This is a genomic window from Ottowia thiooxydans (genome assembly GCF_040548795.1).
In the GTDB taxonomy this organism is placed as follows: domain Bacteria; phylum Pseudomonadota; class Gammaproteobacteria; order Burkholderiales; family Burkholderiaceae_C; genus Ottowia; species Ottowia thiooxydans_A.
In genome coordinates, this window is the sequence record NZ_JBEPSH010000005.1 from 531,010 (window position 1) to 548,061 (window position 17,052).

At 57.7% G+C, this 17,052-nt stretch carries 20 protein-coding genes; 12 read left to right on the forward strand and 8 right to left on the reverse strand.

The genetic code is table 11. The features are described from left to right. Nucleotides 1-575 precede the first annotated feature (575 nt). The 10 genes from ABIE13_RS14590 to ABIE13_RS14635 all read left to right on the forward strand — a co-directional run bounded on the left by ABIE13_RS14590 (nt 576) and on the right by ABIE13_RS14635 (nt 7,158). Complete coding sequence (locus ABIE13_RS14590) at nt 576-950, forward strand: FmdB family zinc ribbon protein (RefSeq protein ID WP_354444617.1); 375 nt, start codon at nt 576-578, stop codon at nt 948-950. 35 nt (nt 951-985) lie between these two features. After that, nucleotides 986-1,729 (forward strand): DUF502 domain-containing protein, encoded by a 744-nt coding sequence (locus ABIE13_RS14595; RefSeq protein WP_354444619.1) that lies wholly within the window; start codon nt 986-988, stop codon nt 1,727-1,729. Nucleotides 1,730-1,743: 14 nt separating this feature from the next. Next, nucleotides 1,744-3,540, forward strand: coding sequence for an aspartate--tRNA ligase (gene aspS, locus ABIE13_RS14600; protein WP_354444621.1), 1,797 nt, complete (start codon nt 1,744-1,746; stop codon nt 3,538-3,540). A gap of 87 nt (nt 3,541-3,627) precedes the next feature. Further along, nucleotides 3,628-3,948, forward strand: a complete 321-nt coding sequence (locus ABIE13_RS14605; RefSeq protein WP_354444623.1) for a DUF883 family protein — start codon at nt 3,628-3,630, stop codon at nt 3,946-3,948. 33 nt (nt 3,949-3,981) lie between these two features. Then, the gene (locus ABIE13_RS14610) at nt 3,982-4,368 is read left to right on the forward strand and encodes a phage holin family protein (RefSeq protein ID WP_354444625.1); all 387 of its coding nucleotides are present in this window, start codon (nt 3,982-3,984) and stop codon (nt 4,366-4,368) included. Continuing rightward, the gene (locus tag ABIE13_RS14615; protein WP_354444627.1) at nt 4,365-4,676 is read left to right on the forward strand and encodes a YqjK family protein; all 312 of its coding nucleotides are present in this window, start codon (nt 4,365-4,367) and stop codon (nt 4,674-4,676) included. Before ABIE13_RS14610 ends, ABIE13_RS14615 begins: the two co-directional genes overlap by 4 nt. 4 nt (nt 4,677-4,680) lie before the next feature. Next, nucleotides 4,681-5,163: a dihydroneopterin triphosphate diphosphatase gene (nudB, locus tag ABIE13_RS14620; protein ID WP_354444629.1), complete on the forward strand. Its 483-nt coding sequence runs from the start codon at nt 4,681-4,683 to the stop codon at nt 5,161-5,163. Between the two features lie 4 nt (nt 5,164-5,167). Continuing rightward, entirely contained in the window at nt 5,168-5,941 is a 774-nt protein-coding gene (locus tag ABIE13_RS14625; RefSeq protein ID WP_354444631.1) for an endonuclease/exonuclease/phosphatase family protein, read from the forward strand. Between the two features lie 40 nt (nt 5,942-5,981). Further along, entirely contained in the window at nt 5,982-6,713 is a 732-nt protein-coding gene (gene folE / locus ABIE13_RS14630; protein ID WP_354444719.1) for a GTP cyclohydrolase I, read from the forward strand. Nucleotides 6,714-6,735: 22 nt separating this feature from the next. Beyond that, nucleotides 6,736-7,158, forward strand: a complete 423-nt coding sequence (locus tag ABIE13_RS14635; RefSeq protein ID WP_354444633.1) for a BLUF domain-containing protein — start codon at nt 6,736-6,738, stop codon at nt 7,156-7,158. Between the two features lie 220 nt (nt 7,159-7,378). Here ABIE13_RS14635 and ABIE13_RS14640 read toward each other — a convergent pair whose 3' ends face one another. From ABIE13_RS14640 to ABIE13_RS14655, 4 genes are all read right to left on the reverse strand, one after another. Then, nucleotides 7,379-9,049, reverse strand: a complete 1,671-nt coding sequence (locus tag ABIE13_RS14640; protein ID WP_354444635.1) for a SulP family inorganic anion transporter — start codon at nt 9,047-9,049, stop codon at nt 7,379-7,381. A gap of 215 nt (nt 9,050-9,264) precedes the next feature. Continuing rightward, nucleotides 9,265-9,576 carry a BON domain-containing protein gene (locus ABIE13_RS14645; RefSeq protein ID WP_354444637.1) on the reverse strand — a complete coding sequence of 104 codons (312 nt, stop codon included), beginning with the start codon at nt 9,574-9,576 and terminating at the stop codon, nt 9,265-9,267. Between the two features lie 83 nt (nt 9,577-9,659). Next, nucleotides 9,660-10,043 carry a glycine zipper domain-containing protein gene (locus ABIE13_RS14650; protein ID WP_354444639.1) on the reverse strand — a complete coding sequence of 128 codons (384 nt, stop codon included), beginning with the start codon at nt 10,041-10,043 and terminating at the stop codon, nt 9,660-9,662. Nucleotides 10,044-10,181: 138 nt separating this feature from the next. Next, nucleotides 10,182-11,681, reverse strand: a complete 1,500-nt coding sequence (locus tag ABIE13_RS14655) for a CHASE3 domain-containing protein (RefSeq protein ID WP_354444641.1) — start codon at nt 11,679-11,681, stop codon at nt 10,182-10,184. Between the two features lie 38 nt (nt 11,682-11,719). Here ABIE13_RS14655 and ABIE13_RS14660 point away from each other — a divergent pair, with 38 nt between their 5' ends. Continuing rightward, nucleotides 11,720-12,352, forward strand: coding sequence for a response regulator transcription factor (locus ABIE13_RS14660; RefSeq protein ID WP_354444643.1), 633 nt, complete (start codon nt 11,720-11,722; stop codon nt 12,350-12,352). A gap of 102 nt (nt 12,353-12,454) precedes the next feature. Here ABIE13_RS14660 and ABIE13_RS14665 read toward each other — a convergent pair whose 3' ends face one another. From ABIE13_RS14665 to gpmA, 4 genes are all read right to left on the reverse strand, one after another. Further along, nucleotides 12,455-12,826 (reverse strand): response regulator, encoded by a 372-nt coding sequence (locus ABIE13_RS14665; protein ID WP_354444645.1) that lies wholly within the window; start codon nt 12,824-12,826, stop codon nt 12,455-12,457. 298 nt (nt 12,827-13,124) lie between these two features. Next, nucleotides 13,125-13,883: a HesA/MoeB/ThiF family protein gene (locus ABIE13_RS14670; RefSeq protein WP_354444647.1), complete on the reverse strand. Its 759-nt coding sequence runs from the start codon at nt 13,881-13,883 to the stop codon at nt 13,125-13,127. Between the two features lie 19 nt (nt 13,884-13,902). Beyond that, complete coding sequence (locus tag ABIE13_RS14675) at nt 13,903-15,339, reverse strand: S41 family peptidase (protein ID WP_354444649.1); 1,437 nt, start codon at nt 15,337-15,339, stop codon at nt 13,903-13,905. A gap of 150 nt (nt 15,340-15,489) precedes the next feature. Beyond that, nucleotides 15,490-16,233 (reverse strand): 2,3-diphosphoglycerate-dependent phosphoglycerate mutase, encoded by a 744-nt coding sequence (gene gpmA, locus ABIE13_RS14680; RefSeq protein WP_354444651.1) that lies wholly within the window; start codon nt 16,231-16,233, stop codon nt 15,490-15,492. Between the two features lie 263 nt (nt 16,234-16,496). On the opposite strand from gpmA, the gene ABIE13_RS14685 reads away from it, so the two are divergent. Further along, nucleotides 16,497-16,901, forward strand: a complete 405-nt coding sequence (locus ABIE13_RS14685; protein WP_354444653.1) for a rhodanese-like domain-containing protein — start codon at nt 16,497-16,499, stop codon at nt 16,899-16,901. Nucleotides 16,902-17,052 lie beyond the last annotated feature (151 nt).

Here is a 17,052-nt window from a genome sequence, read left to right on the forward strand (position 1 = left end):
CCCCCGGCTGTTTTATTGAAGTCGGAGGCCGGGGAGTGCGCCCGGCAGCGCACCTACTCTTTTTGCTCCGCCAAAAACAGTAGGCCCAAAAAGGCGGCCCCAAGTCCGTGCCTATGCCGGCCGCGACCCTACACTTCGCTCCGGGCAACCTCCGGTGCTCGGTCCAGGGGCGGTGCGGCAGAACTCTCTTCGTTCGCTTCGCTCTCTACGTTCAAACAGCTGCCGCAAGCTAGATCACGAAGCAAGAGCATCTTGCAGTGCTCTTGCCCGACCCTTACCCTGCGCTCCTCGGCACGGCCAAAGGGGGTGGGGAACCTGATTCGGGCCATTGCTTCGCTCGGCCCTCGAATAACTAGTCGCTAGCGCGAGGATCTTGTCCCTTCTCACCGTGCGGGACAGTCTGATGCTGTCGTGCCTGCCGACTTGACCCCCCAGAACCGAAGGGTGTGACGCCAACGAAGGCCCCAGTTGCTCCATGCAGACTCCCAAGCAACTCGAATTCTCGCCTGAAGCCTATAATTGAGGGTTTTTCCTTTCGACTTGCCCAGGGAGCTACCGCCCTCGGCTGGATTGCCATGCCCATCTACGCCTACAAATGCTCTTCCTGCGGCTACGCCAAGGATGTACTGCAGAAAATGTCCGATGCTCCTCTTACGGTCTGCCCGGAGTGCGGGGCTGAGGCTTTCAGCAAGCAATTGACTGCAGCTGGTTTCCAGCTCAAAGGCTCCGGCTGGTATGTCACAGATTTCCGTGGCGGCTCACAAGCCGCTTCCAAAGCTGATGGAGACTCCAAAAGCGAAGGCGCCGGCAAGGCTGCCGGCGGCGACGCTTCAACGGCTGCGCCGGCCTCAGCACCCGCACCGGCCACCGCACCTGCATCAGCGCCGGCAGCAGCACCTGCTCCTGCTGCTTCTGGCAGCAGCTCCAGTGGCTCATCCACGAAGAACTGAGCGGCCCTTTCCGTGACCACCACTTTCGCACCAATATGATGCAGCGCGTCAGGCAATACTTCATCACCGGCTTGCTGGTGTGGCTGCCCATGGGCGTTACCGTCTGGGTGCTGATGTGGCTGGTGGGCATACTCGACGGCATCTTTCTCGGCGTGCTGGCCGCCGCTGAAGCCATGGTGCCGAATGCCGGTATCCTGGCAGAGAAACTGCGCCACATTCCGGGCCTGGGCGTGATCCTGGTCGCGCTCGTGATCTTGGGGACTGGCCTTTTTGTCGCCAATATGTTCGGCCAATGGTGGTTGCGCCAATGGGACAAGGTCATGACGCGCATCCCGGTGGTGCGCAGCATCTATAGCAGTGTCAAGCAGGTCTCCGACACATTGTTCTCCGGCTCTGGCCAGGCCTTTTCCAAGGCAGTGCTGGTGCAGTATCCCCGTCATGGGGCCTGGACCATCGCTTTTTTGACGGGCCGGCCGGGCGGAGAGGTGTCGCGCCACCTGGATGGCGACTTCATCAGCATCTATGTGCCCACCACGCCCAACCCCACGTCGGGCTTTTTTCTGATGGTTCCTCGCGCTGACGTCGTCGAATTGAAGATGAGCGTGGACGAAGCGTTGAAATACGTCATTTCCATGGGAGTTGTGGCGCCCCCCGCGTCCGCGTCCGTGCCCCCGTTGGCGACTGTCCAGCAGGTGCAGCCCATTTCCACTCCTGGGGAGCCCAATGTGCTCCCTCTTGCAACTCCGGCGGCTGATGGAGCCGCCAGATCCGAATCCTGAAAGCGAAACACGGTATGTCGATGCGTTCCCACTACTGCGGCCTGGTGACTGAAGCACTGATCGGTCAGAGCGTTAGCCTGTGCGGCTGGGTAAATCGCCGCCGCGACCATGGCGGCGTGATTTTCGTGGATTTGCGTGACCGCGAAGGCTACGTACAGGTAGTGTGCGACCCTGACCGTCCTGACATGTTCAAGGTGGCCGAAGAGGTGCGTAACGAGTTCTGCGTGCGCGTGGTAGGCGTGGTGCGCGCCCGTCCGGAAGGCACCACCAACGATCAACTCAAGAGCGGCGGCATTGAAGTGCTGTGCCAGGAGTTGACCGTTCTGAACCCCTCGATCACCCCGCCTTTCCAGATCGACGACGACAACTTGAGCGAAACCACGCGTCTGACGCACCGCGTGCTGGATTTGCGCCGTCCCTACATGCAAAACAACCTGATGCTGCGATATCGGGTAGCCATGGAGGCACGTAAATTTCTGGACAGCAACGGTTTCATCGACATCGAGACGCCCATGCTCACCAAGAGCACGCCCGAGGGCGCCCGTGATTACCTGGTCCCAAGCCGCGTGCATGACGGCATGTTCTTCGCGCTGCCGCAATCGCCTCAGCTGTTCAAGCAGTTGCTCATGGTGGCGGGCTACGACCGCTATTACCAGATCACGAAGTGCTTCCGTGACGAAGACTTGCGCGCAGACCGTCAGCCCGAATTCACCCAGATCGACATCGAGACTTCGTTCCTGGACGAACAGGAAATTCGCGATCTGTTCCAGGGCATGATCACCACTGTTTTCCAGAACGCTTTGAACGTGGATCTGGGCGAGTTCCCAGTCATGGCCTATGCAGAAGCCATGCACCGCTTCGGCTCTGACAAGCCCGATTTGCGTGTGAAACTGGAATTCACCGAATTGACCGACGTGATGAAAGACGTGGACTTCAAGGTGTTCAGTGGCCCGGCCACCACCCCGGGCGGTCGTGTCGTGGCATTGCGCGTGCCCGGTGGCAATGAGATGAGCCGCAGCGAGATTGATGGCTACACCGAGTTCGTCAAGATCTACGGCGCCAAGGGCCTGGCCTGGATCAAGGTCAATGAAGTCAGCAAAGGCCGGGACGGCCTTCAGTCACCCATTGTGAAGAATCTTCATGATGCGGCCATTGCACAGATTCTCGAACGCAGCGGTGCGCAGGACGGGGACATCCTGTTCTTCGGCGCAGACAAGAGCAAGGTCGTGAACGACGCCATTGGAGCGCTCCGCCTGAAGATCGGTCACGGCGAACTCGCTCGCAAGTCCGGCCTGTTCGAAGACCGTTGGGCACCGCTTTGGGTGGTGGATTTCCCCATGTTCGAGCACGACGACGACGAAGACCGCTGGAATGCAGTGCACCACCCCTTCACGGCACCCAAGGACGGTCACGAAGATTACATGGATTCCGATCCTGGAAAATGCATCGCCAAAGCGTACGACATGGTGCTGAACGGTTGGGAGTTGGGTGGCGGGTCCGTGCGTATTCATCGCGCTGACGTGCAGGCCAAGGTATTTGATGCACTCAAGATCTCGCGCGAAGATGCTCAGCTGAAATTCGGTTTCCTGCTGGACGCGTTGCAGTATGGTGCGCCGCCGCACGGCGGTCTGGCCTTCGGTCTGGATCGTCTGGTCACGCTGATGACCAAAGCGGATTCCATCCGTGATGTCATTGCGTTTCCAAAGACTCAGCGTGCGCAATGCCTGCTTACTCAGGCACCGAGCCCGGTGGAAGAAAAGCAGTTGCGCGAGCTTCATATCAAGCTGCGCAACACTGCGCCAGCAGCCTGAAGCACCGCGCAGCGAAGCCGTCCTACGCGACGGGCACTCGCGCTCTGCTAGGATGGGTTCTTCAAACATAACGTGAGAGGATCCATCATGTCAGATATCGTCGATTCCGCTGTAGAGACCAAGGAGCATCTGGTCGCTAACCTCCGTCGCGTCATCGCTGATGCTGAGGATCTGCTTTCTGCGACGGCCGGCCAGACTGACAGCAAAATGGCAGAGTTGCGCAGCCGCGCCAAGGAAAACTTGGTGGTTGCCCGTGAAAAGCTGGCAGATGCTGAAGCCGCGTTGCGCGCGCGCGCTCGTCACGCAGCCGCTGCAACTGACGAATATGTCCATGAAAACCCATGGTCGTCTATTGGCGCAGCTGCCGCACTGGGCATCCTGGTCGGCGTGTTGCTTGGCCGTCGCTAAGTATTTCTGTTTTTTTGATTGTTCCAGTTCAGCATGGCAAGATCTTCGGCTTCTGAGGAACCTGGCACGGCGGCGCGTTTAGGCGCGCTTCTGGCGGATGGGCTTGAGCTTGTTCAGGTTCGCTTTGAGCTCTTCACTGTAGAAGTTCGGGAAGAGTTGCTGCGATTGGCGCAAATGGCCATGTTTGGGGCATTTGCGGTGGTTTTTCTCAGCTTCGGATTGATTTTCCTGGCTGTGTTCCTGACAGTGCTGTTCTGGGATACGCATCGCTTGCTTGCTTTGGGCATCAGTACGGTTGTCTTCCTTGGCGGAGGCGCCGCATTGTTCGGATTGGCTTGGATGCGCTTCAAGGAAGGGTTCCAGATGTTCTCAGGCACGCGCAGAGAAGCGCAGCAAGATCAGGAGCGGTTGCGGTCATGAGTCAACGGGCAGAACTGGCCGCGCGCCGCGAGCAGCTCTTGTTGCGCTCCGCCCAATTGCGTGAACAACTGGCTCACAGGTCGCGGGTCGTCCAGCCTGCGTTTCGTGCTGCCGACAAGGTGCGCGAAGGTGCGTCCTGGGTCCAAGCCAATCCTGCCCTGATAGCAGTGGTGGGAGCCGCTTTGCTCGGAGCCGCAGCAGCCCGGCCCAAAGCAGTGATGGGACTGGGTCTTCGGGCTTGGTCAGGCTGGCAGATGTTCCAGCGTGTGCGCCCCGTGGCGAACGCCTTTCTGCGCCAGATTTTCTGAGGGGATGGAGATGGCTGGGGCTCTCGCCTTGCCACGAGCCTTCAAGATTCCGCAATCGGTTCTGGTGGTGATCTACACCAAGTCACTCGATGTCTTGCTGATTCGCCGGGCAGACAGCTCGGAAGATTTTTGGCAATCGGTGACCGGCAGCAAGGACGCCGAGCAAGATTCGTTTGAGGACACTGCTGTTCGAGAGGTCTTCGAAGAGACCGGCATAGACGCACGCCATCCCTCTTGTCAGTTGCAGGATTGGGAACTTGAGAATGTTTACGAAATCTATCCCTGGTGGCGCCATCGCTACGCACCGGGCGTCATCTCCAACACCGAACATGTGTTCGGCCTGCGCGTAGAGAGTAGTACTTTGGTGATACTCAATCCGCGCGAACATACGGATTGGGTGTGGTTGCCTTGGCAAGCTGCTGCTGATCGCTGTTTTTCACCGTCCAACGCCGAGGCGTGCTTGATGCTGCCCCATTTTGTTACCTGATTTCATGGCCGCCTTAGCCCACTCCCTCGACGAAGAAGACGACGGTGTATTGCGCGTCGCAACCTACAACATTCACAAGGGTGTGCAGGGTATTGGGCCTGCCAGGCGGTTGGAAATTCATAATCTGGCATTGGCGGTAGACACCTTGGATGCAGATATTGTTTGCCTGCAGGAAGTGCGCATGGAAAACCGGCGTGAAGCCGGGTTCTTTTCGCTTTGGCCCCAAGTGCCTCAAGCCGAGTTCCTGGCGCCGGAAGGCTACGAGGCTGTTTACTCCACCAATGCCGTGACCAAACATGGAGAGCACGGCAACGCCTTGCTCTCGCGTTGGCCCATCATCCGGCACCGGCATGAAGACATGTCCGACCATCGTTTCGAGCAAAGAGGCCTCTTGCACGTCGAAATCATGGTGGGGGAAATCAACCTTCACGCCATCGTGGTTCATTTTGGCTTGATTCCTGCCAGCCGCCTGCGGCAGACGGCCCAATTGCAGCGGTACATTGCCCGCGAAGTGCCACCGGAAGCACCTGTCATCGTGGCGGGTGACTTCAATGACTGGGGCACTCAGGTCAGAAAGCTGTTGAGTGCCGAAGCGCTGCATTCGTTTGAAGGGCCTCGCACCTTCACATATCCCTCACGCCTGCCAGTGGTTCAGCTTGACCACATTTACGCGCGCGGCATGAAACCCCTCAGTCTCGGAGCGCCGCGAGGACGGGCGTGGAGCCGGATGTCAGACCACCTGCCTCTGATCGCAGAATTCAGGATGCACGGCGCCTGATCAGCAAGGCATGAGCGGCGCTGTTACCATGCAGGCAGTCATGAAATCCCTGCCTGAACTTAACTCCAATACCGAGGCTGCGTCCGACGATGTCGGTATCCCCGTTTCGGTCAAAATCCGTGAGCGTTTGCAAGCGGCACGCCGCCGCTTCAACGCCAATGACAATATTGCCGACTTCATCCAGCCCGGAGAGTTGGAGTTGCTGCTGGACGAAGTCCAGCACAAGATGCAAGGTGTGCTGGACAGTATGGTCATTGACACCGCTGGCGACCACAACACGGCTAACACAGCGCGCCGGGTGGCCAAGATGTATCTCAATGAGGTATTTAGTGGTCGCTACGTCAAAGGGCCTACGATCACTGAGTTTCCGAATGCGGAGCGCCTGAACGAGTTGATGATCGTTGGACCGATCACGGTGCGTTCTGCTTGTAGCCATCACTTCTGCCCTGTGATCGGCAAGCTTTGGATCGGCATCATGCCCAATGAACGCACCAATGTCATTGGACTGTCGAAGTACGCTCGTCTGGCTGAGTGGATCATGGGGCGTCCCCAGATCCAGGAAGAAGCTGTGGTGCAACTGGCTGATCTGATTCAGGAAAAGACCAAGCCTGATGGTTTGGCCCTGGTGATGGAAGCCACGCATTACTGCATGGCCTGGCGGGGTGTCAAGGACATGAACAGCAAGATGATCAATTCAGTCATGCGCGGTGTGTTCCTCAAGGATGTGAATCTGCGGCGCGAATTTCTTGCGCTCATTCCACGTGAACGCTGAACTCAGGAACGGTGATTGACCTATGCTAGTACGATTGCTCTACGCCAGCCGCGCTGTGGACACAACGCCTGCAGCCATCGATGCCATATGCGGCAGCGCACGCCAGCACAATGCCGAACAAGGTGTGACGGGCGTGCTGGTCTATGGTGGTGGCATCTTCATGCAAGTGCTGGAAGGCGGCCGTCAGATTGTCAGCGACCTTTATGGCGTGATCCAGCGTGATGGGCGCCACAAGGATGTGGTGCTCTTGCACTACGAGGAAATCACGGAACGGCGATTTGGTGGATGGACCATGGGCATGGTCAATACCAGCCGCATCAATCCCAGTACTTTGCTGAAATACAGTGAGCAGGCAGAACTCAATCCTTACCTGGTTACGGGAAAAGTCTCCATGGCCCTGATTGAAGAGCTCATGGCGACTGCCAGCGTTGCCGGCCATCCCTGACGCCTCCTGGGGTCTGCCAACTGATTAAACGCGACCAGGGCACTTTAACGTGCGTGGTCTTCTTGACCCATAGCTTGGCTATGGGCCTGCAAATCCCTGGGGCGGCCACCCGCCGAAAACTGTCCTCGCTGGGGCCTTTTCTCGCTATCGGCGCTCCAAGTCCGATAGCCTCCTAGTGGCCTGAACGAACTCGAACAAGCCGGACTGTGGCGCGTGATCCTTAAGCGCTTTCGTCGGCAGGCAGGGTGGTCGCTCGGGTGATCCCTGCCAGAGCCTCGCCCTCGGTCCGATACAGGTGCAAGAGTGGGCTTTCGGCCAGTGCCCCAGCCGCGCTGAGTACCTTTTCAGCGGGTAGTTTCAACCCGCTGATATGCAGGTGAATACCTTGGCCGTGCAGCATTCTCAGCAGCCGAGTGAAAACCTCAGCGCCCGTGGCATCAATACGGTTAATGGGTTGAGCGAAGAGGCAGACGTGGCGAGTGTCCTTGTGATCGCTCAAGTGTTCGACCAGGGTCCGCTCAAATTGGCTTGCAGCGGCAAAGTCGAGCGCGGCGTCCATGCGCAGGGCATAAGTTTGCGTGGCCAGTGGTGCCAGATTCCAAAGATGGCGGTCGCGCAGGCTGCCATCCGGGTGCAAGCCCACTTCGATGATGCGGGGGTGCAAGTGTTGGTAGAGGAACAGCGAAAGCATCATCAGCACGCCGGCCAACACTCCCCAATATAAAGCCGGGGCAGCCAGGATGGTGACCACAAACGTGACGGCTGCAATCAGTGCCTCGACCCGCGATAGGCGCCACAGCCTTTTGAACTCCTGGGGCTTGAGCAAGCCCACCACGGCTGCCACCACAATGGCTGCCAGCACCGGCTGTGGCACGTAGCGCAGCACGGGGGTGAAGGTCAGCAGCGCGATCAGCACCACAACGACGGAAAACACCGTGGCCCAACCCGATTGCGCCCCCGCGTACAGATTGAGCGCGGAGCGTGAGAAGGACGAACTCGTTGGGAATGCCCCCGAGAATCCTGAAATAATCTTGCCCACGCCCTGGCCGATCAGATCCTGGTCCTGATCCCAGCGCTCATTCTTGCGTTCGCTGTCCACCTTCGCGCTGGAGGCTGTTTCAAGAAAACTCACCAAGGTAATGATCAGCACAGGCATGACCAACTGTCCCATGGTGGTCCACCCTGGCCAGCCGGGAATGTACATAGCTGGCAGACCTTTTGGCAGATCACCCACAACCTTGCCGCCAGAAGCTTCAAAACCACTGAGCCAGCTGATGCCCGCAGCGGCCAGCACGACCACCAATACGGTTGGGAAAGTGGGGCGCCAACGACGAGCACCCATGAGCAGCGCGAAGGCAATCAACCCATAGATCGTGGAGATGCCGTGCCATGCAGACCAGTCAGTCCAGCCGGATTGCAGCCCCAGCAACGCTGGTAGCTGCGAGGCAATGATCAAAACCGCTGCCGCCTGCGTGAAGGCCATCAGCACAGGGGCATTCACAACATTCAGCAGCCAGCCAAAACGTGCAAATCCCAGCACCATTTGCAGCGCGCCTGACAGGAGTGCCAGCCATACTGCCAGTTCAACCCACTGAGGGCTACCTGGCTCTGCCATGCCCACCAGCGAGGCGTAGATTAAAAGCGCGCTGAGCGCAGTCGGCCCTACCGACAGGCGGGAGGAAGCAGAGAAAAGCACGGCGAAAAGCGCGGGCAGCATGGACGCATAAATGCCCGTGATCAAGGGCATGCCCGCCAGCGCTGCATACGCGACACCTTGCGGAATCACCATCAGTCCGACGGTGAGGCCTGCCATGGCTTCGCCTCGCAGCATCTCGGAGTTGGGACGCGGCCAGCGAAGGGCTGGTAGGAGGCGGGACCAGAAAATGCGCATCTCGCTATGCTACGCGAAGGTCAGCATGAACGAGTGTCGCGTATTTATCTATACAGCAAGATGAACCACGAACGAGCCACAAACACTACGCCCAAGCGGCTCGTGCGAAATGCTGAGACTACCGAAGCAAAAACCCCTGGCTACGCAAGGTAGCCAGGGGGTTTAAGAGAAATCGCTCCAACTCAGTCGAGCCAGCGCGACTTATCGCTGGATCCTCAGCGGATCGCCAGGTTGTTGCGGACGCTCTTCACGCCGTTGACACCCCGAGCAATCTCTGTGGCTTTTGATTTTTCTTCAGCATTCTTGGCGAAACCTGCCAGAGATACTTCACCATTGAGGGTCTGAACATTGATAGCGCCCGCATCCACTGTTTTGTCTGCTACAAATTTAGCCTTGACAGCAGTTGTAATGGAGGCGTCATCCACATAGGCGCCCACCGATTCCTGGCCTCGGAAGACCGAGCATCCCGTGGCTACCAATGTGAGGCCGGTCATAGCGGCGATAACGAGTGTACGTACTGATTTCATGATGAATTCCTTTCGACTTTTTTAGAACTGACTGAATGCCTGCTTGGCGGCAATGCCCTGCCTTCAGGCTTTCCTATGGCCTATTAACGACGGCGACGGCCCAGCAGCATGGCTACCACTGCACCAGCAGCGGCGGCGATGGCCACGGACTTCATGGGCTGTTCTGCCACATACGCGCTGGTCTTGTTCGTCATGTCGTTGAATTTCTCACGGGCTTGAGCCGTGGTATCAGACGCGACGGCCTTGCCGTGTTCTGCAATGTCATGCACTCGGGCAGAAATTGCATCAATAGCTGGCTTGATGTCATCACGCAAAGAGCGGACTTTGGCATCAGCTTTATCCAAGGCGTCGTTAGCCATGGAGCGGGCCGAATCCACGGTGCTCTCTGCCTTGTCTGCAAGCTTGTCAGTCGCGGTATTGGCTGTGTCGGCCAGCTTGTCGATTGAACTGATGTTTCGGTTGCCCATGTCGGATTCCTCTGTAATCTTGCTATTTCAAAAGTCGCAATCAGGAGTCACGCACAGGAAGAAGTGCAATTTGTCTTCTTTCCTTGTTTGTTCCGATTACTTAGTTTGAAGCTTACGAGGATCCCCGTGCATTACCGATCAGCCGGGCGCGCTGTCAGGTGTCGGCTTCCCGGCTTCCAATGCGTAGGAGTTGACTGACATGGCATTGGAAGCCACGGCCAGGCCTTCTTGATCTCTGGCGTGGTGCCGGGGGACGGTACCGATGATTCGAGTGCCTCGACCGGGGCTGGAGTTGATGTCCAGCCGTCCTCCACCCCCTTCAACGCGGTGACGCATTCCGACGAGCCCATGGGAAGTCTGTGGTAGAACTTTGGGATCGAATCCGCGTCCGTCATCAACGATGGAGACCTCTGCGTGATAGACGTAGTTCTTCAAGGTGACCCTGATGTGTTGGGCGTCCGCGTATTTCCCGATGTTGGTGAGTGCCTCTTGCACAGTGCGGTAAATCGTCAACTCGGAAGCGGGATCTAGATCCACCGGTTCCAGCACCGTCTCAATCGGAATGCCTGATCTCTCGGAAAACTCGCGCGCCAATATTTCCAGCGAGGCTACGAGCCCCAGATTGGATAGAGAGGACGGACGCAAGTCTTCGATGATCCTGCGTTTCAGAGCAATGCCCTGATTCAGTGTTTCGGTGAGATGCTGTAGGCGATCAGTGAACTCGGGTGCATCCTTGGGCATACGGGACTTCAACCGCGCCACGTCAAGCTTGGCCGCCGTCAGCAGAGCGCCCAATTCATCGTGGAGTTCGCGCGCGAGGTGCGCGCGTTCTTCTTCAACGGCTTGCTGCAAGTGCGTAGCCAACTCACCCAGTCTTTTGGTGCGCTCGCGCACTTGCGTTTCAAGAGCGTCCCGTTCAGCCTCCAGGGCGCGCTGGTGCCCTTCAGCTTGACGGTGGAGTGCGCGGGTTTGCCTGACGTGCAAGAAGAAGGCTATGAATGCTGCAAGTACACCCATGGCCAGTCCGAAGCGCGAAAAGCTCAACAGGCGCTTGAGCTCCACGCGTCTGTCGTTTACGAATTTGTCCGCGTCTGTGAGCAGGGCATCGCTTTGAGCACGGAATGCGGCCATCTGCTCCAGGCCAATATTGCTCGTGATCACAAAGTCCACCACTTCTGGTCGGTTGTCTTCTCTCATGCGGATGGTGAGCGCCATCTCGGCCAGTTTTTGCGACATGAAGTTGCGAAAGCTCACGATCTTGTCCACGCTGACGACCATCCCGGTCTGCTGGGTATCGAGAACCCGTTTCACGCGGGCGATTTCGTTCAAGGCATCGTCGTAGGGAGCCAGGTAACGGCGGTCTCCTGTCATGATGAAACCACGTTGACCAGATTCTGCTTCGCTGAGCGCACGGGCCAAAGTGTTGATCGAGGCGCGAAGATGGTGCGCGTTCTGTATCTCCGCCATGACTTCATTGGTCCGCCGGTGCGTACCTTCGTTCATGAACCCCATAGCCAGCGCACACAAGGCAGCCACGATCAATGCAAGCCTCAGATTGCGTGCGGAATAGCGCTTGAGGGCTGAAGCATCGGGTGAGTGATGAGGCGAAACGCCGGGCGAACTAGAATTGGTGGTCATTCGACTTAATTTGTCTTTAACTTCCGAAGAGGTACGCGGTGATCAGAATCGGTATTGTGGACGACCACGCCATTGTGCGTACCGGGCTTAAACAGTTCTTCTCGGAACACGTGGATCTCCGCGTGGCAGGGGAGGCGGCCAGCGGGCGCGAGGCGATCGATCTTGTGCGCACGACAGAACTGGACGTTCTTGTCATGGATCTGTCCATGCCTGGGCAAAGCGGGATCGACGCCTTGGCGATGATCCGGGCGAAGGCACCAGATGTGGGGATTCTCATCCTTTCCGGCTATCCGGAAGAGCACTACGCCATGAACCTGATTCGTCAGGGCGCCAGCGGCTATTTGAACAAGGAATGCGACCCCGCTGAAATCGTCGAAGCCATTCGCACGATTAGCCTGGGCAAGCGCTACATCACACCCTCCGTGGCGGAACTGCTGGCCCAGCAGCTCAACCGGAAGAACGATGCACCGCCCCATGAACAGTTGTCCGAACGTGAATTCCAGGTGTTCCTCAAATTGGCTAAAGGTGAAACCGCTGGTGATATTGCAGAGTCTCTCTCGCTGAGCGTGAAGACCGTGAGCACTTACCGCACGCGCTTGATGGAAAAGATGGGCTTGAATTCCAACAGCGATTTGACCTACTACGCGCTCAAGAACCGGCTGATCGACTGACCACAAAGCAACCCCGCAAGCGTCGCCACTTGCGGGGTAGGGGGCATCCGTCAATCCTGAAGCGTCAAATCGCCCCGGTGAACTCGGGGCGTGGACATTCACTTAGTTCACGCCGCCGAGATCAACACAAAAATCTATGAGGGAATCGATGTCTGTCGACTTATCGAACACGGCATCTGCGCCCAACTGATAGCACCGAGTGCGAATGTCGGGGGTCGCATAGTTGGTCAGAACAATGACCCTTTGGCGGGGGTCGCGCTGCTTGCACGCTTCAATCACACCCAGGCCGCTTCCCTGTTTGAGAAAAAGATCCACTATGACAAGATCCCATTTGTCTCGATGATCTTGTAGCCATTGCGCGCCTTGCCCCTCTGTTTCCGAAAATCCCACGGATTTCACTCCAGCCAGTTCCTCCAGTGTTCCCACTAGATTTTCTCGGATGGTTGGGTTGTCTTCAATGATGTATGCGCGCACGTAATGCTACTTAACTACAAAAGGGGATCTGAGCGGCTTTTGAAAGATAAGATTTAAAAGTTGATAAAGACTGATCTGGCTTCTGCGATGGGGTTCTCTACCTGCAAAACCCGAATCTATGTCTTCGAATGTAAGGGTCCTGAGGTGGCTATCCTGCCAGCAGTCACGATTTGCACGTGTAGGAATTTGCCTACTTCGCGTAACGTTTACCCATAAGCTCTCTCTTGGCTTTGAACTTTTGTGTGCACCGGCTATTCATGGGACTGAAATCCGCGCGGCGGCTGATCTCGCGATGGGCTTAACTGTGCCTGGATAGTCCGCAAACGGGGCACGCAGGATCGCGCAGTAAACGCATTTCGTTGAATTCCGTTCGCAAGGCGTTAATCATCAGCAAACGCCCCACCAATGGAGTGCCAATTCCGCAGAGCATTTTCAATGCCTCGGCTGCTTGAAGTGTGCCTACCATGCCAACGATGGGTGCAAACACGCCCATGGTGGAGCAACGCACTTCTTCCACCTCTTGAGTGGGGGGAAATACGCAGGCATAGCAGGGTGACGCGTCATTGCGCGGGTCATAGACCGCAATCTGACCATCGAATCCAATGGCCGCCCCGGACACAAGGGGTTTTTGCGTGGCGACACACGCCAGGTTGAGTGCCTGTCGTGTGGCGAAATTGTCCGTGCAGTCGATAGCGATGTCAGCACTTCTCATCAGCTCCGTGAGCTGTGGAGCATCCATGCGCCTGGCTATGGTCTCGACCTTCACGCCAGCGTTGAGCGAGGCGATGGTGGTGCGCGCGGAATCTACCTTGAGCAGGCCGACGCTGGCTTCTGTGTGGATGATCTGGCGCTGGAGGTTTGTGAGATCAACCGTGTCATCGTCGACGAGGGTCAACCGGCCTACACCTGCACCCGCGAGATACATCGCCACCGGGGAGCCTAGCCCCCCGGCACCTAGAACCAAGGCGTGCGCATCCAGCAGTTTTTGCTGCCCCTCGATGCCTAGTTCGTCAAGGAGCAGGTGGCGGGAGTAGCGCAGCAGTTGTTGATCATTCATCGAACTGCCATGGCGGACGTTACTCGGTCTTAGGCTCGTCCTTGCGCTCGACCAAGGTCTTGCTGACCTTGACCGGCTGGCCTTTCAACTGGGCCAAGCCTTGCAGCAACGGGAAGTCCTTGTCGCTGCCGAACTCAGGTGGGCGACGCTGTGAAGCGGGCTTGCGGGATTCTTCCTCAAGCTTTTTGAGCGCTTCTTCACGTTCCCGCTCCAGTGCTGGATTCGGTTTCTCCGGCTCGCTGCCTACCACCAGGTGTTTCTGAAGATCAGCTTCGCGGGTCCTGAGGACTGCGTACGGGCTTCCTTCAGCGGTATCGTCGATCATGATGTCAGGCACGATGCCCTTGGCCTGGATCGTCTTGCCGCTGGGGGTGTAGTAGCGTGCCGTTGTGATTTTCAGCGCGGTGTCCGGTCCGAGGGGGCGTACGGTTTGCACGGAGCCCTTGCCGAAAGTCTGGCTGCCCATGATGGTGGCGCGCTTGTGGTCCTGCAAAGCGCCAGCGACAATTTCGCTGGCCGAGGCAGAGCCTTCATTCACCAGAACCACCAGAGGTACGGTCTTGAGGGCGGCGGGCAGGCGGCGAAGGGGATCCGCAGCGCGGCGGCGCATGTAGTCTTCAGGACGGGCCTTGAAGATGGACTTGCTCTCATCGATCTGACCGTTGGTAGAGACCACGGTCACATTCGCCGGCAGGAAAGCGGCGGACACGGCCACGGCGGCGTCAAGCAGGCCGCCTGGGTCATTGCGCAGATCAAGCACCAGGCCTTTCAGGTTGGGTTCACGCTTGTAAATGTCCTCGATCTTGGCTACAAAATCGTCTACCGTGCGTTCCTGGAATTGGGACAACCTCACCCAGGCGTAGCCGGGCTCAATCACCTTGCCTTTGACAGATTGAGTGCGGATTTCCTCGCGTGTGATGGTGACCGGGAAGGTGCGGCTTTCGTCCTTGCGGAAGATCGTGAGCAGGACTTTGGTGCCAGGCTCGCCTCGCATGCGCTTGACGGCATCATTCATGGACAGGCCTTTGACCGCCGTGTCATCGATCTTGGTAATCAGATCCCCCGGCTTCAGACCGGCTCTATCAGCAGGTGAGCCCTCGATCGGCGAGACGATTCTGATCACGCCGTCTTCCTGGGTAATCTCAATGCCAACGCCTACGAACCGACCGGTGGTGCCCTCTCGAAATTCTTTGTAGGATTTCTTGTCGAAGTACTGGGAATGAGGGTCGAGGCTGGCAACCATGCCGGATATCGCGTCGGTGATGAGCTTTTTCTCGTCAACCGGCTCGACATAGTCGCTTTTGATCATGCCGAAGACCGCCGCCAACTGCTGCAGTTCCTCCAGCGGAAGGGGAGACAGCGTTCCGCGCGCGACGGTCTGCAGGGAAACGGTGGCGAGTGCGCCAGCCAGTGCCCCCGCGGCGATCCAGCCGGCGATTTTGACTTTTTGACTCATGGCGTTGCGATTCCTGGATTGATCGAGAGATGTCACGATCCAATATACATGCTTGCTTGTCTTCGGGTGCGCGAACCCTCGCTTAGTTCCGTATTTCCTTATGCTTTTTCTAAAGGAATACGCCAAGCGAGGTCTTGGCTCCTGATTTGATCAGGCTTTTCCCTGGCTCGCGACGGCTGCCGCGGCCTTCGCAGCGGCTTCAGCATCACCCAGGTAGTAATGCCGGATGGGCTTCAAATTGGCATCGAGTTCGTAGACGAGAGGAATGCCATTGGGAATGTTCAGTCCCACGATTTCGGAGTCAGGGATGTTGTCCAGGTATTTCACCAACGCGCGGATGGAGTTGCCGTGTGCAGCGACCACGAGCCGCCGCCCCGCCGAGATCGCAGGAGCCATGGATTCGTTCCAGAACGGCAGTACCCGGGCCACAGTGTCTTTCAGGCACTCGGTCAGAGGAATTTCTTCTGGCTTCAGTTTGGCGTAACGGACGTCAGCGCGTTCACTGCGGGGGTCGGTAGCTTCCAGCGCCGGTGGAGGTGTGTCGTAGCTGCGCCGCCATACGAGCACCTGCTCATCCCCATACTGTTTGGCCATATCGGCCTTGTTCAAGCCCTGCAGGCTGCCATAGTGGCGTTCATTGAGGCGCCAATGTTTGACCGTAGGCAGCCATGCGCGGTCCATTTCATCCAGCGTATGCCAGAGCGTGTGGATAGCGCGCTTGAGCACGCTGGTGTAGGCGACGTCGAATTCGTAGCCTTCGGCCTTGAGCAAACGGCCGGCTTGTTTGGCTTGTTCTATGCCCGTCGGCGTCAGATCGACGTCTGTCCAGCCTGTAAAGCGGTTTTCAAGATTCCAGGTGGATTCGCCGTGGCGAATGAGGACGAGCTTGTGCATTGGAAAAGGACAGTTGAAGCCAGAACGGCAGAGAGGAACTCAGCATTTTAGTACTGCGATGGAACCTTTTCTGGCGCGTTGGCGTAGACCCTTGTTCTGCCGGTGGCCCGCATCGGGCGTGTGCCCAACAAGGGCGCGTCCGGCGCCTCGATGGCAGCCTTGCCAGGCACCTACGCACAGCCGGTTTCTCCGGTTCACTGAACTAGAATCACTTCTGAAGCGCCGCTTGCGCGGCCCGTCTTTTTATTACAAGGAATAACCAAGTGGATTTCGTGATCGCGAACTGGACGCTTATATTGCTGGTGGTCGTCTCTGGCGGCCTGCTGGCATGGCCGCTGATTTCGGGCGGCGGCGCGGGGGCGTTGACACCTTCAGCAGCCGTTCAATTGATGAACCGCGAAAAGGCGGTGGTCATCGACGTATGTGAGCCTGCCGAATATGCTGCTGGCCACGTGACCGGCGCCAAGAGCATTCCGTTGTCCGAACTCGAAACCAAGCTCCCCGCTGTGGTCAAGAACAAGGCGCTGCCGCTCATTTTGGTGTGTGCTTCAGGTGCTCGCTCGGCCCGCGCGGTTGCGGTCGCCAAGAAGTTGGGATATGAAAATACGCGGTCTCTGGGCGGCGGCATGAAAGCCTGGCGTGATGCCAATTTGCCGGTTGAAGCGTGAGTAGCCGGACAGTGCAGAGCGGTATTTCTCTTCCTAAAGCGGATTCCGTTTCACACTCCTTGCGAAGCCGTCTTCGAATCGCTGCTGCCGTCAGTGTTTTTCTATTCGGTGCATCATGGGCAACCGCACAGCAGCCCGAAAGAGCCAAAGC